This is a genomic window from Streptomyces sp. NPDC029044 (genome assembly GCF_040637495.1).
Taxonomy (GTDB): domain Bacteria; phylum Actinomycetota; class Actinomycetes; order Streptomycetales; family Streptomycetaceae; genus Streptomyces.
Window position 1 is genome coordinate 67,154 of the sequence record NZ_JBEZWN010000036.1, and the last position, 14,930, is coordinate 82,083.

Annotated in this window: 12 protein-coding genes; 5 read left to right on the top strand and 7 right to left on the bottom strand. The window is 71.2% G+C overall.

Annotation, left to right across the window (positions count from 1 at the left end):
* Nucleotides 1-62 precede the first annotated feature (62 nt).
* The 5 genes from ftsH to dacB all read right to left on the bottom strand — a co-directional run bounded on the left by ftsH (nucleotide 63) and on the right by dacB (nucleotide 6,945).
* Entirely contained in the window at nucleotides 63-2,102 is a 2,040-nt protein-coding gene (ftsH, locus tag AB0E85_RS25715) for an ATP-dependent zinc metalloprotease FtsH (RefSeq protein ID WP_355837322.1), read from the bottom strand.
* Nucleotides 2,103-2,289: 187 nt separating this feature from the next.
* Nucleotides 2,290-2,829, bottom strand: a complete 540-nt coding sequence (hpt, locus tag AB0E85_RS25720) for a hypoxanthine phosphoribosyltransferase (protein ID WP_237304982.1) — start codon at nucleotides 2,827-2,829, stop codon at nucleotides 2,290-2,292.
* 83 nt (nucleotides 2,830-2,912) lie between these two features.
* Complete coding sequence (gene tilS / locus AB0E85_RS25725; RefSeq protein ID WP_361931494.1) at nucleotides 2,913-3,950, bottom strand: tRNA lysidine(34) synthetase TilS; 1,038 nt, start codon at nucleotides 3,948-3,950, stop codon at nucleotides 2,913-2,915.
* 196 nt (nucleotides 3,951-4,146) lie between these two features.
* Nucleotides 4,147-5,274 (bottom strand): zinc-dependent metalloprotease, encoded by a 1,128-nt coding sequence (locus tag AB0E85_RS25730; protein WP_361931497.1) that lies wholly within the window; start codon nucleotides 5,272-5,274, stop codon nucleotides 4,147-4,149.
* A gap of 84 nt (nucleotides 5,275-5,358) precedes the next feature.
* Complete coding sequence (dacB, locus tag AB0E85_RS25735) at nucleotides 5,359-6,945, bottom strand: D-alanyl-D-alanine carboxypeptidase/D-alanyl-D-alanine-endopeptidase (protein ID WP_361931500.1); 1,587 nt, start codon at nucleotides 6,943-6,945, stop codon at nucleotides 5,359-5,361.
* A gap of 79 nt (nucleotides 6,946-7,024) precedes the next feature.
* Here dacB and AB0E85_RS25740 point away from each other — a divergent pair, with 79 nt between their 5' ends.
* Both AB0E85_RS25740 and AB0E85_RS25745 read left to right on the top strand, forming a co-directional pair.
* Nucleotides 7,025-7,516 (top strand): inorganic diphosphatase, encoded by a 492-nt coding sequence (locus AB0E85_RS25740; RefSeq protein WP_033310291.1) that lies wholly within the window; start codon nucleotides 7,025-7,027, stop codon nucleotides 7,514-7,516.
* 120 nt (nucleotides 7,517-7,636) lie between these two features.
* Nucleotides 7,637-9,334, top strand: coding sequence for a threonine/serine exporter family protein (locus AB0E85_RS25745; RefSeq protein ID WP_361931503.1), 1,698 nt, complete (start codon nucleotides 7,637-7,639; stop codon nucleotides 9,332-9,334).
* 69 nt (nucleotides 9,335-9,403) lie between these two features.
* Here AB0E85_RS25745 and AB0E85_RS25750 read toward each other — a convergent pair whose 3' ends face one another.
* Nucleotides 9,404-10,291 (bottom strand): VTT domain-containing protein, encoded by an 888-nt coding sequence (locus tag AB0E85_RS25750; RefSeq protein WP_361931506.1) that lies wholly within the window; start codon nucleotides 10,289-10,291, stop codon nucleotides 9,404-9,406.
* A 135-nt stretch (nucleotides 10,292-10,426) separates the two neighbouring features.
* Here AB0E85_RS25750 and AB0E85_RS25755 point away from each other — a divergent pair, with 135 nt between their 5' ends.
* Nucleotides 10,427-10,792: a YbjQ family protein gene (locus AB0E85_RS25755; protein ID WP_107460346.1), complete on the top strand. Its 366-nt coding sequence runs from the start codon at nucleotides 10,427-10,429 to the stop codon at nucleotides 10,790-10,792.
* Nucleotides 10,793-10,811: 19 nt separating this feature from the next.
* Here the strand turns inward: AB0E85_RS25755 and AB0E85_RS25760 are convergent, their stop codons facing one another.
* Nucleotides 10,812-11,573, bottom strand: a complete 762-nt coding sequence (locus tag AB0E85_RS25760; RefSeq protein ID WP_361931510.1) for a MerR family transcriptional regulator — start codon at nucleotides 11,571-11,573, stop codon at nucleotides 10,812-10,814.
* 102 nt (nucleotides 11,574-11,675) lie between these two features.
* Between AB0E85_RS25760 and AB0E85_RS25765 the strand changes: the two genes are divergently transcribed.
* Nucleotides 11,676-12,962, top strand: a complete 1,287-nt coding sequence (locus tag AB0E85_RS25765; protein WP_361931513.1) for an ion channel protein — start codon at nucleotides 11,676-11,678, stop codon at nucleotides 12,960-12,962.
* Between the two features lie 91 nt (nucleotides 12,963-13,053).
* Entirely contained in the window at nucleotides 13,054-14,460 is a 1,407-nt protein-coding gene (locus tag AB0E85_RS25770; protein ID WP_361931516.1) for a glutamate decarboxylase, read from the top strand.
* Nucleotides 14,461-14,930 lie beyond the last annotated feature (470 nt).

Consider the following 14,930-nt stretch of genomic DNA (forward strand, 5'->3'; position numbering starts at 1 on the left):
GGCTAAAACCTGGGGGGCGCGGCTTCCATTCCGGGGCCGGTGGGCCGGCCGGGAGAGCCCGGTCAGCTCTCGGGGCGGTCTTCCGGGGTCCGCTCGGGCGCCGGGGCGGGTTCCGCCACGGTGCTCTTCGCGGTGGAGATGGCCGGCGTCGCGCCGTTCGCGCCGTTCGTCAGGGCCAGCTCCTTGGGGGAGAGGACCGGCGGACGGGTGGACGGCGTACGGCGGGAGGACCCGGTCCAGGCGGGCCGCGGCGGGCGCTTGACGATCGGCGCGAAGATCTCGGCGATCTCCTCCTTGCCGAGCGTCTCCTTCTCCAGCAGTTGCAGGACGAGGTTGTCGAGGACGTCGCGGTTCTCGACCAGGATCTCCCAGGCCTCGTTGTGCGCCGTCTCGATGAGCTTCTTGACCTCTTCGTCCACGAGCGCGGCGACCTCTTCCGAGTAGTCGCGCTGGTGAGACATCTCACGGCCGAGGAAGGGCTCGGTGTTGTCGCCACCGAACTTGATCGCGCCGAGACGCTCGGTCATGCCGTACTGCGTGACCATCGCGCGGGCCAGGCCCGTGGCCTTCTCGATGTCGTTGGCGGCACCCGTGGTCGGGTCGTGGAAGACGAGCTCCTCGGCCGCGCGGCCGCCCAGCATGTAGGCCAGCTGGTCCAGCATCTCGTTGCGCGTGGTCGAGTACTTGTCCTCGTCCGGCAGCACCATCGTGTAGCCGAGGGCGCGGCCTCTCGACAGGATCGTGATCTTGTGGACGGGATCGGAGTTCGGTGAAGCCGCCGCGACCAGGGCGTGTCCGCCCTCGTGGTACGCGGTGATCTTCTTCTCCTTGTCCGACATGATCCGGGTCCGCTTCTGCGGGCCCGCCACCACACGGTCGATCGCCTCGTCCAGCATGTGGTTGTCGATCAGCTTCTGGTCGCTGCGGGCCGTCAGCAGGGCGGCCTCGTTCAGCACGTTGGCCAGATCGGCACCCGTCATGCCGGGCGTGCGGCGGGCCATGGCCGACAGGTCGACGTCGGGCGCGACCGGCTTGCCCTTCTGGTGGACCTTGAGGATCTCCAGTCGACCCTGCATGTCCGGGCGGTCGACGGCGATCTGCCGGTCGAAGCGGCCGGGGCGCAGCAGCGCCGGGTCGAGGATGTCGGGCCGGTTCGTCGCGGCGATGAGGATCACGCCGCCCTTGACGTCGAAGCCGTCCATCTCGACGAGGAGCTGGTTCAGGGTCTGCTCGCGCTCGTCGTGACCGCCGCCGAGGCCGGCGCCGCGGTGGCGGCCGACCGCGTCGATCTCGTCGACGAAGACGATCGCCGGGGCGTTCGCCTTGGCCTGCTCGAACAGGTCACGGACTCGGGAGGCACCGACACCGACGAACATCTCGACGAAGTCGGAACCGGAGATCGAGTAGAAGGGGACGCCCGCCTCGCCCGCGACGGCACGCGCGAGCAGGGTCTTGCCGGTGCCGGGAGGCCCGTAGAGCAGGACGCCCTTGGGGATCTTGGCGCCGACGGCCTGGAACTTGGCCGGCTCCTGGAGGAACTCCTTGATCTCGTGGAGCTCCTCGACGGCCTCGTCGGATCCGGCGACGTCGGCGAAGGTCGTCTTGGGGGTGTCCTTGGTGATGAGCTTGGCCTTGGACTTCCCGAAGTTCATGACCCGGGAGCCGCCGCCCTGCATCTGGTTCATCAGGAACAGGAACACGACCACGATCAGCACGAAGGGCAGCAGCGAGAGCAGGATGCCCACGAACGGGTTCTGCTTGGACGGCGAAACCGTGTAGCCGTCCGGGATCTGCTTGTCCTGGTACTTGTTCTGCAGCGTGTTGGCGAGGTCGACACCCTGGGTGCCGATGTAGCTCGCCTGGATCTTCGAGCTGTCCTCGACCTTGACGCCGTCCTTGAGCGTGACCTTGATGATCGATTCGTCACCGGTGGTCAGCTTGGCCGACTCGACCTTGTTCTGGTTGATCGCCTGGACGACCTGGCCGGTGTCCACCGTCTTGTAGCCGCCGGACGAGCCGACGACCTGCATCAACACGACCACGGCGAGGACGGCCAGCACGATCCACATGACCGGCCCACGGAAGTATCGCTTCACGTCCATCCATACGGAGCGGTGCCGCCCCGTCCCTCCTGCCATAGTGAGTTTGATAAGAGACTGTTCTTCGGACGGTACCCCAGCATTGCCACCTGAAGCCGCGTGGGACGGCTGGCGACCCGCCTACGCCTGCTCCAACGGCGGGAAACCCGCTGGGGTTCCCGATCACCGTCACGGCACCGCGGCCGATAGGTCAGCCGCCGTACACGTGGGGCGCGAGCGTACCGACGAACGGGAGGTTGCGGTACTTCTCGGCGTAGTCGAGGCCGTATCCCACGACGAACTCGTTGGGGATGTCGAAGCCGGCCCATTCCACGTCGATGGCGACCTTCGCGGCCTCGGGCTTGCGCAGCAGCGTGCACACCTTGAGGGATGCGGGCTCGCGCGAGCCGAGGTTGGAGAGCAGCCAGGACAGGGTCAGGCCGGAGTCGATGATGTCCTCGACGATCAGGACGTGCTTGCCCTTGATGTCGGTGTCGAGGTCCTTCAAGATCCGCACCACACCGGAGGACTGGGTGCCCGCCCCGTACGAGGATACGGCCATCCAGTCCATGGTGACGGGGGTGGACAGCGCCCGGGCGAGGTCGGCCATGACCATCACCGCGCCCTTGAGGACTCCGACGATCAGCAGGTCCTTGCCCGCGTACTCCGCGTCGATCTTCGCAGCCAGCTCGGCCAGCTTGGCGTCGATCTCTTCCTTGGTGATGAGCACCTTCTCGAGGTCGGCACCCATGTCTTTCGCGTCCACCCGCATCACTTTCGGTCGTCCCACCGGCCGAGCGGCCCCTCCTGGCGACTGCGGGGAGGGGTCGTGGTTCAGCCTTGCCGAATCACCAGTCTGCCACCCTGCCGCCGGGCCACGACCTTGCCGGGGAGGTTGATGGCTCCCTGACCGCGCCAGCCGGTGATCAGCCGGTCGATTTCCTCGATGTGGCGGGCGAACAGCGACCCGGCGGGCGCCCCGGCCTCGATGGCGGCCCGGCGCAGGACACGGCGGCGTACGGCGGGCGGCAGGGCGTAGAGCTTGGCGCACTCCAGGTGCCCTGCCGCGTCGCGGACGGTGGTCTCGGCCTGGCTCGCCCAGGAGTCGAGGGCGTCGGCGTCGTCGCGGGAGAGCTGGGCCGTCCGGGCGAGGGCCTCGACGACGCCTTTGCCGAGGGCCTTCTCCAGCGCGGGCAGGCCCTCGTGGCGCAGCCGGGAGCGGGTGTAGGCCGGGTCGGCGTTGTGGGGGTCGTCCCAGACGGGCAGGGACTGGACCATGCAGGCCTTGCGGGCGGTCTGCCGGTCGAGCTCCAGGAAGGGGCGCCGGTAGCGGCCGCCGGCCCCCGAGACCGCGGCCATGCCGGACAGGGAGCGGGTGCCGGAGCCGCGGGCGAGGCCGAGCAGGACGGTCTCGGCCTGGTCGTCGCGGGTGTGGCCGAGCAGGACCGCGGCGGCGCCGTGACGCTCGGCGGCGGTGTCGAGTGCGGCGTAACGGGCGTCACGGGCGGCGGCTTCGGGTCCGCCGGTGCGGCCGACGGTGACGGCGACGGAGTCGACGGGGTCGAGGCCGAGTTCGCGCAGGCGCTGGACGACTTCGGCGGCGCGCAGGTCGGAGCCGGGCTGGAGGCCGTGGTCGACGGTGACGCCGCCGGCCCTGATGCCGAGCTTGGGGGACTCGAAGGCGAGGGCGGAGGCGAGGGCCATCGAGTCGGCGCCGCCGGAGCACGCCACGAGCACGAGCGGCGGGGGTGGGGGCTCGTGCGGGAGGGCGTGCGGGACCGCGACGGGGGCGCGGTGGTGTTCGGTGAGGAGGTCGTGGAGGACGCGGCGGACCGCCAGGCGTATCGCCGCGACCGCAGGATGGGGACCCATGTCCGGTTCCCTTCATGAAGTTTTCGGGGGGTGAGCCCGCGTGTCGGTCACGCAGAGTGTGTAGATGGTGACAGAACCGGGCCGTTCCCCGAGCATTGCACGCCTACCCCTGCCTCACGGTCCCTCGGACGGGTGATTGGAGGGGCGTTCGCCTGCCGTCGGCCGGTTTCCTTTCACGCCTTTCCCGCGAGGTTCACTACTCGGCCCTGCGGTGCACCCGCGCGACCCAGTCCGCCGGTTTGGCGATCTCCGACTTGGTGGGGAGGGTGTTGGGCGAGGTCCACACGCGGTTGAAGCCGTCCATGCCGACCTCGTCGACGACGGCCCGCACGAAGCGTTCGCCGTCCCGGTACTGGCGGAGCTTGGCGTCCAGGCCGAGGAGCTTGCGCAGGGCCAGGTCGAGGCGGGAGGCGCCCTTGGCGCGGCGCTGCTGGAACTTCTCGCGGATCTCCCCCACGGAGGGCACGACGGACGGTCCGACGCCGTCCATCACGAAGTCGGCGTGGCCCTCCAGCAGGGACATCACGGCCGTGAGGCGGCCGAGGATCTCGCGCTGGGCGGGGGTCTGGACGATCTCGACGAGGGAGCGCCCGCCGTCGTCCTCCTCGGCCTCGGGGCGGCCTCCGGCGAGGGTCTGGGCGGCTTCCCGGACGCGCTCCAGGACGGTCATGGGGTCGACATCGGTCTCCTGGAGGAACGACTGGATTTCACCCTCCAGGTGGTCCCGCAGCCAGGGCACGGCGGTGAACTGGGTGCGGTGCGTCTCCTCGTGCAGGCACACCCAGAGCCTGAAGTCGTGGGGGTCGACGTCGAGTTCGCGCTCCACGTGGACGATGTTCGGGGCGACGAGGAGCAGCCGGCCGCCGCCGTTCGCGCCGGAGGGGAGTTCGCGGGTGGCGGGGGCGAAGGTCTCGTACTGGCCGAGGACGCGGGAGGCCAGGAAGGACAGCAGCATGCCCAGTTCGACGCCGGTGACCTTGCCGCCGACGGCGCTCATGACGGAGCCGCCGGGGGTGTTGCCGCGCCGTTCCTGCATCTTGTCGAGCAGGGGCCTGAGGATCTCCCGGAACCCGGCGACGTTCGCCCGGATCCAGCCCGGGCGGTCGACGACGAGGACGGGGGTGTCGTGCCCCTCCTCGGTGCCCAGCCGGGTGAATCCGCGGACGTGTTCCTCCGAGGCCTTGGCATGCCGGCGCAGCTCCGCGACGACGGCCCGGGCCTCGTCGCGACTGACCTCAGGGCCCGGCCGTACGAGCCGGGTCGCGGTCGCGACCGCGAGATTCCAGTCGACCATGCCGGTTGAAGCACCACCGATGCTCGTCATGCGTCAACCGTACGTGAGCGCCGACCGCTGGGGCAGGGCGGCGAGGGCGGGGGGCCGCTCGCGGGGGCGCGGGGTGGGTGGCGGTCACCGGCAGCCGCAGGCCGCCAGCGCGCTCGCGATCCGGTCCAGTGCCTGCTGGGTGGGCGCCGGGCTGCCGGGGTCCGTGTCGGTGGCCATGAACGCGAAGGCGAGCAGGCGGCCGTCCTCGTCGACGAGGGTGCCGGCGAGGGTGTGGACGCCCGAGAGGGTGCCGGTCTTGGCGCGGACGACGCCGGATGCTCCGTCCGTGTAACGGGTGGTCAGGGTGCCGGTGAAGCCGGCGACGGGGAGGCCGGTGAGGGCCGGGCGGAGTTCGGGGTGGGAGGGGTCGGCGGCCTTGGCGAGCAGGGCGGTGAGGAGGTCGGGGGTCAGCCGGTCGGCGCGGTTCAGGCCGCTGCCGTCCTTGAAGGCGGCGCCCTTCACGGGGAGGCCGAGTGTGCGCAGCCGGCTGCCGATGGCCTTGCCGGCGCCGGCGAAGTCGGCCCGGTTGCCCGTGGCGAGGGCCGTCTGGCGGGCGAGGGCCTCGGCGATGTCGTTGTCGCTGTTGGTCAGCATGCGTTCGACGACGGCGGAGAGCGGGGGCGAGGAGACCGTCGCGAGGGTCTTGGCGCGGGTCGTGGCCTTGGACGGGCCGGGGGCCGTGGTCTTGATGCCGTGGGACTTCAGGAGGTCCCCGAACCGGCGGGCGGCGTCCGCGGCCGGGTCCGGCACGCGCTGGACCGGGCCGCTCGACGAGTCGTCGGTGCGGCCCTCGTCGACCATCAGGGGGGTGACGAGGGCGAGGTTGCCGTCGACCCCGATCGGGTGCATTTCGTCGCCCGCGTAGCGGGTCGTGTCGTAGGAGAGGGTCACCTCGCGGACGCCCCGGTCGGCGAGGGCGGCGGCCGTCCCGGCGGCCAGGGTGCGCAGGCTCGCCCACGGGCCCGCCTTCGCGCGGGCGGTGAGTGTGGGATCGCCGCCGCCGACCAGGACGACTTCCTTCGTGTCGGGTTCGAGTGCGGCGCGGGTGGTGAGGCGGTGGTCGGCGCCCATCGCGGACAGCGCGGCGACGGCGGTGGCGACCTTCGTCGTGGAGGCGGGGGTGAGCGCGGTGCCGGAGGCATTGGCGAACAGGCGCCTGCCGGTGGTCACGTCGATGACCGCGGCGGCCGGCCGGGGGCCGAGGGCGGGGTCCTTCAGCAGGGGCGTGAGGGCGTCCGTGAGGGCTTTGCCGTCCGGGGCGGATTTGACGGTGCTGACGCCGCCGAGGCCGGTCAGCACCGGTCCGGCGCTGGGGGCGGGGCGGGGCCGGCCGGGCGCCCCGGGGGCACTGCCGTGATCTGTGCCACCCGCGCGGCCCAGGGCCACTGCCCGGTCCCGCTCGGCCGTACGCTGACCCGAGGAGTCCCAGGGACCGGCGGCGGTCACCACACCGGCGGTCAGTGCGAGTCCGGCGGTGGCGGCGCCCGCGGTGTACTGCCAGGTCTTCGGCCACGCACCCTTCGCGACCTGCGGTTTTCCGGCTCGTGCGAGCCGCGCGAGCCGTGGTTTCGTGGCTGCTGCGGCCCGGGCCAGGCGCGGTCGTACGGCATCCGCGAGCCGCACCACGTGCGGTTTCGCGGCCCGCCAAGGCCTCAGCTCCGGCACGACCACCAGCCCCTTTCGCGATCACACACCTGCGTGAGGGACACTTAACCACCAGAACTATGTGTTGATCATGGAGGAGCCACCGGTGGAGTTCGACGTCACGATCGAGATTCCGAAGGGTTCGCGCAACAAGTACGAGGTGGACCACGAGACCGGTCGTATCCGCCTGGACCGGCGACTCTTCACCTCGACCGCCTACCCGACCGACTACGGTTTCGTCGAGAACACCCTCGGCGAGGACGGCGACCCGCTGGACGCGCTGGTCATCCTCGACGAGCCGACGTTCCCGGGCTGCCTGATCCGCTGCCGCGCGATCGGCATGTTCCGCATGACGGACGAGGCGGGCGGCGACGACAAGCTGCTGTGCGTGCCGTCGACGGACCCGCGCGTGGAGCACCTGCGGGACATCCACCACGTGTCGGAGTTCGACCGCCTGGAGATCCAGCACTTCTTCGAGGTCTACAAGGACCTGGAGCCCGGCAAGTCGGTCGAGGGCGCCAACTGGGTGGGCCGTACGGACGCCGAGATCGAGATCGAGCGGTCCTACAAGCGTTTCAAGGAGAGCGGCGGTCACTGACCCCCTCTTCGTGATGCTCACGGGCCGCACGCCTGCGCGTGCGGCCCGTTCGTCCGTCTGTGCGCATACTGAGGCTGTGGGGGGTACGAGGCTGACGTGTCGTACAGGGAGCGCCAGGCAGTGACGGACGCGGAGGACCGCAAACCGAAGTCGGACGAGGCGAGGAGTGCGTTCCTGCCTCCGGCCGGGACCGGCGTCGACGGCGACATGTCCACGACGTCGGAGTTCGCGATCCCCGAGGGCCTGGCCCTGCACAGAACGGCCGGCGTGGAGTCGGAGACGACGTCCGAGTTCGCCGTGCCGCAGGGGCTGGACGTCCACGCGGCGCCCGCGGCGGAGCAGGAGGGGTCGGCCTTCACACCGCCGAGCACCTACAGCTCGAAGCATCCCCCGACGGCCTTCACACCGCCGAGCGGGATCCCGGTGGTCAGCCTGACCAAGGACGTGCCCTGGCAGGACCGGATGCGCACGATGCTGCGCATGCCGGTGGCGGAGCGGCCGGCGCCGGAGGCGATCCAGCGCGGCGGCGACGAGAGCGGTCCCGCGGTCCCGCGCGTGCTCGACCTGACGCTGCGTATCGGCGAGTTGCTGCTGGCGGGCGGTGAGGGCGCCGAGGACGTGGAGGCGGCGATGTTCGCCGTCTGCCGCTCGTACGGCCTGGACCGCTGCGAGCCCAACGTCACCTTCACGCTGCTGGCGATCTCGTACCAGCCGTCCCTCGTCGACGACCCGATCACGGCGTCGCGGACGGTGCGCCGCCGGGGCACCGACTACACGCGGCTGGCGGCCGTGTACCAGCTGGTGGACGACCTCAGTGACGACGAGACGGCGGTCTCCCTGGAGGAGGCCTACCGGCGGCTTGCGGAGATCCGCCGTAACCGGCACCCCTACCCCGGCTGGGCGCTGACCGGCGCGAGCGGGCTGCTGGCCGGTGCGGCCTCGGTGCTCGTGGGCGGCGATCTGATCGTGTTCGTCGCGGCAGCGCTGGGCGCGATGCTCGGTGACCGGCTGGCGTGGCTGTGCGCGGGGCGCGGGCTGCCGGAGTTCTACCAGTTCACGGTGGCCGCGATGCCGCCGGCCGCGATAGGGGTCGCGCTGACGCTGGGCCACGTGGACGTGAAGGCGTCCGCGGTGATCACCGGTGGACTGTTCGCGCTGCTGCCCGGGCGGGCGCTGGTGGCGGGTGTGCAGGACGGACTGACGGGCTTCTACATCACCGCGTCCGCGCGGCTGCTGGAGGTTCTGTACTTCTTCGTCGGCATCGTCGCGGGTGTGCTGCTGGTGCTGTACTTCGGTGTGCAGCTGGGGGCGCGGCTCAACCCCGACCAGGCGCTCGGGGCCTCCGACGACCCGGTGATGATGATCGGCGCGTCGATGCTGCTGTCACTGGCGTTCGCGGTGCTGCTCCAGCAGGAACGATCCACCGTGATGTGGGTGACGCTGAACGGCGGTGTCGCGTGGGTGGTGTACGGCGCGATGCACTACGTGGGCGACATCTCGCCGGTGGCCTCCACGGCGGCGGCAGCGGGACTGGTGGGGCTGTTCGGGCAGTTGCTGTCGCGCTACCAGTTCGCGTCCGCCCTGCCCTACACGACCGCGGCGATCGGGCCCCTGCTGCCCGGTTCCGCGACGTACTTCGGACTGCTGGCGATCGCGCAGAACGAGATCGACGAGGGGCTGGTGTCGCTGTCGAAGGCGGTGGCGCTCGCCATGGCCATCGCCATCGGGGTGAACCTCGGGTCGGAGATCTCCCGCATGTTCCTGCGGATCGGGTCCGCGGAGAAGCGCCGGGCCGCCAAGCGGACCAGGGGTTTCTAGCGGTCCGCCGGCGGCCGTGGGCCTGCGGGGGCTGTTCGCGCTGTGCCCGGCCCCCGCGGGCAGGCCGGCTCAGTAGCCGTTGTTGTACGGGCCCTGCTGGGTGCCGTAGGGCTGCTGCTGGGTGCCGTAGGGCTGCTGCTGGCCGTAGCCCGGGCTCTGCGGGTACTGGCCGTAGTACTGCTGGTCGTCGTAGCCGTTCCCGTTGCCGTACGGGGGCTGCTGCTGCGGCTGCTGGTGGGGCGGCTGGTCGTCCGGGGCGATGCGGCGGAGCTGGGTCGTCGCGTCGTCCATGGCGGGGGGCTGCTGCTGCCGCTCCGCCGGGGCCTGCGCCGCCGCGCGCTTCTTCTTCGAGCGGTCGCGCAGGTACTCGATGATGATCGGGACGACGGAGAGCAGGACGATCAGGATGAGGATCGACTCGACGTTCTTCTTGATGAAGTCGATCTGGCCGAGCCAGTAACCCGCGAGGGTGACGCCGGTGCCCCAGGCGATGCCGCCGATGACGTTGTACGTGAGGAACGTGCGGTACTGCATGCGGCCGGCGCCGGCCACGATGGGGGCGAAGGTGCGCACGATGGGGACGAAGCGGGCCAGGACGATCGCCTTGGGGCCGTACTTCTCCATGAACTCGTGGGCCTTGTCCAGGTTCTCCTGCTTGAAGAGCTTGGAGTTGGGACGGTTGAACAGCTTCGGGCCCAGGAACTTGCCGATCATGTAACCCACTTGGTCGCCGATGACGGCGGCGAGCACGATCAGCGTGCAGACCAGCCACAGCGGCTGGCTGATGTACTGGCCCTGGGCGACGAAGAGGCCCGCGGTGAACAGCAGCGAGTCGCCGGGGAGGAAGGCGAAGAGTCCGGACTCGGCGAAGACGATGAGCAGGATGCCCGGCAGGGCGAAGGTCTCGATCAGGTAGTCCGGGCTGAGCCACTCGGGGCCGAGCGCAAGCGTGGTCACGGGGATGTGGCTCCTGCTGCTGTGGGGTACGGGCTGGGGCTGACTGCCTCAAAGTATCAACGCAACCGTCACGACCCAGGTTCCATGGGCGTACTCAGGATGCACTGTGTGCGGTCCCGGTCAAAGCTGTGAACCATGGGCATCGATGAATACGGCGGCGGCCAGGGCCCGGAGCCCGAGGTCCTCGTCGTCACCACGAACGACGTACCCGGCTACCACGTGCGCGAGGTGATCGGCGAGGTCTTCGGCCTGACCGTGCGCTCCCGCCACGTCGGGAGCCAGATCGGCGCCGGGCTGAAGTCGATGGTCGGCGGCGAGCTGCGCGGGCTCACCAAGACGCTCGTGCAGACCCGCAACCAGGCCATGGAACGACTCGTCGAACAGGCACGCGCGCGAGGCGCCAACGGCGTCGTGGCGTTCCGTTTCGACGTGACGGAGGCGGCGGACGTGGGCACCGAGGTGTGCGCGTACGGCACGGCGGTGGTCCTGACCCGGGAGTGAGGCACTCCCGGGTCAGCGATCAGGAGGTGTGACGTGCCGCGTTCGCCGCGATCGCGTCCCTCAGGTGCTCGGCGAGGCCCGGGCGCATCGCGTCGTAGAACGCCTTGAACCGCTCGTCGGAGACGTACATCTCCCCCAGGCAGCGGTGGATGTCGTAGGAGCACTCGTAGAACCACGTGCAGATGTGCTGCCGGTGCTCCTCCGCCAGCGCCATGGCCGCCTCGCCGGAGGGCGGCTCCTGCGCCGCCATCAGGGCGCCGTAGCGCTCACCCCAGTCGGCGGCCTCGGCCTGGACGCGCTTCCAGTCCTCCTTGGTGTAGCGCGCGGTGCGGCGCTGCGACTCGGCGTACTCGTCGGTGCCGCCCCAGCGCTCCTCCACTTCCTCGGCGTACTGCTCCGGGTCCTTGCCCCCGAAGACCTCGAACTTCTCCTCGGGCGTGAGGTTGAGTCCCATTTTGCGTGCCTCCATGGCGTGCTCCACGGCCGCCGCCATCTTCCGTAGCTTCTCGATCCGGGCGGTCAGCAGTTCGTGCTGCCGGCGCAGGTGTGCGCGCGGGTCCGCGTCCGGGTCGTCGAGCAGGGCGGCGACCTCGTCGAGCGGAAAGCCGAGCTGCCGGTAGAACAGGATCTGTTGCAGCCGGTCGAGATCGGCGTCGCTGTAGCGCCGGTGACCCGCGTGGCTGCGTTCGCTCGGTACGAGCAGGCCGATGTCGTCGTAGTGGTGCAGCGTGCGCACCGTGACGCCGGCGAAGCCCGCGACCTGTCCCACGGAGTAGTTCACTTCCGCTCCCTTCTTCTTCCGTGCTCCACGGTCGGGCCTCACGCCACGTGAGGTGCAAGCGTGTTTGCGATAGGTCCACTTTGCGGCGTTTATGGTGTGCGCGTGGTCCAGGATCCCGCGCAGCAGGCGCCCTCCGTCACTCCGGCGACTCCCGCCCGCACGCTCTTGCCGACGATCCTTCCCGCTCTCGCCGTGGGGATCATGTCCAGCCTGGTCCTCGTGGGGGTCGAAGTCGCCGCCGAGCAGATCCAGGACCTGCTCTGGGGGCCGCTGCCCGACGCGCTGGGGATCGGCCGGTACTCCGTCGCGTGGATGTTCGTGATGCTCTTCGCGACGGGGATCGCGGTCGGGCTCGTGGTGTGGAAGGCGCCGGGGCACGCCGGCCCGGATCCGGCGACCGTCGGCCTCGACGCCCCCGTGCTGCCGCCCGTCGTGCTGCCGGGGCTGGTGCTGGTGACCATGCTGATGCTGGCCGGCGGACCCAGCCTCGGCCCCGAGAACCCCATCATCACCGTGAACGTCGCCCTGGCGGCCTGGCTGGGCGCCCGTCTCGTGCCGCGGGCGCCGGGCCGGGTCTGGCCCGCGCTCGCCGAGGCGGCGACGATCGGCGCCCTGTTCGGCACGCCGGTCGCGGCGGCCCTGGTGATCTCCGAGGCGCTGGCCGTCCGCGAGACCCGCGGATCGCTGTGGGACAACGTCTTCGCCCCGCTGACCGCCGGCACGGCCGGTGCCCTGACCGTCACCCTGATCGACCATCCGAGCTTCGACCTGAACCTGCCCTCCTTCGGCCGGCCGGGCTGGAGCGACCTGTTCGCGGCGGCGGTCATCGCCTCGGTGGCCGCCCTGCTCGGCATGGCCGTCGTGCGGACCTTCCCCTACGTCCACGGCGCGTTCCGCCGGCTGCGCCACCCGATGCTGATGCTCCCGGCGGGCGGCCTGGTGCTGGGCGCCCTCGCGGCCCTGGGCGGCCATCTGACCCTGTTCAAGGGGCTCGACGAGATCGCCGAGCTCGCGCGCGACCCGGACAGCCGGTCGGCCGGGGAGTACGCCCTGCTGACGGTCGTGAAGCTGGCCGCGCTGCTGGTCGCCGCGTCCTGCGGCTTCCGGGGCGGGCGCATCTTCCCGGCGGTGTTCGTCGGCACCGCCCTCGGTCTGGGCGCCCACGCCGCGGTGTCCGGGGTGCACCCCTCGATCGGCGTCTCGGCCGCCGTGCTCGGACTGCTGCTGGCCATCACCCGGCAGGGCTGGGTGAGCCTGTTCGTCGCCGCGGTGCTGGTCGCCTCGCCGGGGGTCATCGCCGTGCTCTGCGTCGCCTCGCTGCCGGCCTGGCTGCTGGTGACGGGCCGGCCGCAGATGCAGCTGCGCGCGGACGGCACGCCCGTCCGCTGACCCCTTCTCCTCCCCCACCGAAACCCCTGGAACCCCTGGAACCCCTGGAACCCCTGGACCCCCTGGACCCCCTGGACCCCCTGGAGGCACCATGCCGCTCCACGAAGGCCCCCACCGGGCCGCCGGACGCCGCCTGTCCGTCAATCCCTTCTACGGCCCGGCCAACCCGCTCGGCGACATGGCCGAGGCCCCGCCCACCCACCGGCTCCCGGACCAGCCCATGGCGCCGGCGACCGCCCACCAGCTGGTGCGCGACGAGCTGATGCTCGACGGCAACGCCCGGCTGAACCTCGCCACCTTCGTCACCACGTGGATGGAGCCGGAGGCCGGGGTGCTGATGGCGGAGTGCCGCGACAAGAACATGATCGACAAGGACGAGTACCCGCGCACCGCCGAGCTGGAGCGGCGGTGCGTGGCGATGCTCGCCGACCTGTGGAACGCGCCCGACCCGACGACCGCCGTGGGGTGTTCGACGACCGGGTCGAGCGAGGCGTGCATGCTCGCCGGGATGGCGCTGAAGCGGCGCTGGGCGAAACGCAACGCCGACCGCTACCCCGGGGCGCGGCCCAACCTGGTCATGGGCGTCAACGTACAGGTCTGCTGGGAGAAGTTCTGCAGCTTCTGGGAGGTGGAGGCCCGGCTGGTGCCCATGGAGGGTGCGCGGTTCCACCTCGACCCGCAGGCCGCGGCCGAGCTGTGCGACGAGAACACCATCGGCGTCGTCGGCATCCTCGGCTCGACCTTCGACGGGTCCTACGAGCCGATCGCGGACCTGTGCGCGGCGCTGGACGCGGTGCAGGAACGGACCGGGCTGGACGTCCCGGTGCATGTGGACGGGGCGTCCGGGGCCATGGTCGCGCCCTTCCTCGACGAGGATCTGGTGTGGGACTTCCGGCTGCCGAGGGTGGCGTCGATCAACACCTCCGGGCACAAGTACGGGCTGGTCTACCCGGGCGTCGGCTGGGCGCTGTGGCGGGACGCGGAGGCGCTGCCGGAGGAGCTGGTGTTCCGGGTGAACTACCTGGGCGGCGACATGCCGACGTTCGCGCTGAACTTCTCCCGGCCGGGCGCGCAGGTCGTGGCTCAGTACTACACGTTCCTGCGGCTGGGCCGGGACGGCTACCGGGCCGTCCAGCAGGCCGCGCGCGACGTGGCCACGGAACTGGCCGGACGGGTCGAGGCGCTCGGCGACTTCCACCTGCTGACCCGGGGCGACCAACTGCCGGTGTTCGCCTTCACGACCGCGCCGGACGTGAAGGCGTACGACGTGTTCGACGTGTCCCGGCGGCTGCGCGAGAGCGGCTGGCTGGTGCCGGCGTACACCTTCCCGCCGAACCGGGAGGACCTGTCCGTGCTGCGGGTGGTGTGCCGCAACGGCTTCTCCGCCGACCTGGCGGAGCTGCTCGCGCAGGACCTGGAACGGCTGTTGCCGGACCTGCGCCGGCAACCGCGCCCACTGACGGAGGACAGGGGGGCGGCGACGAGCTTCCACCACTGACGACTGGGCAGCGGGTGCTTGGGCTGCCGGGGGCGGGGGTCGGCTGCGGGTGTTTCGGTTGCCGAGGGCGGCGGTCGGCCGCGGTGCTTCGGCTGCCGGGGGGGTCGGCCGCGGGTGCTTCACCTACCGCGGGCGGCGGGGCCACGCGTACTTCACTTACCGCGGGCGACGGGTGTCCCGGCTGCCTCGGACGACGGCCGGCCACGCGTACTTCGCCTGCCGCGGGCGCCAGGCAGCCACGGGGCGCTTCACCTGCCGGAACAGGCGGGCAGGCCGCCGGTACGTCGCGCCTGCCCGGACCAACGGCCCGACCGCCGGCCGGGCCGACGGCTCAGCCGCCCGTACCCCGCCTGCCCGAGCCGGCGGTTCAGCCGCGAGTACTTCGGCTGCCGGGCCGACGGCCCCTACCGCCGGCCGCGACCAGGCGCTCATGTCCCGGCCGCTGGTCTCCTCCAGCACCGACAGCAGGG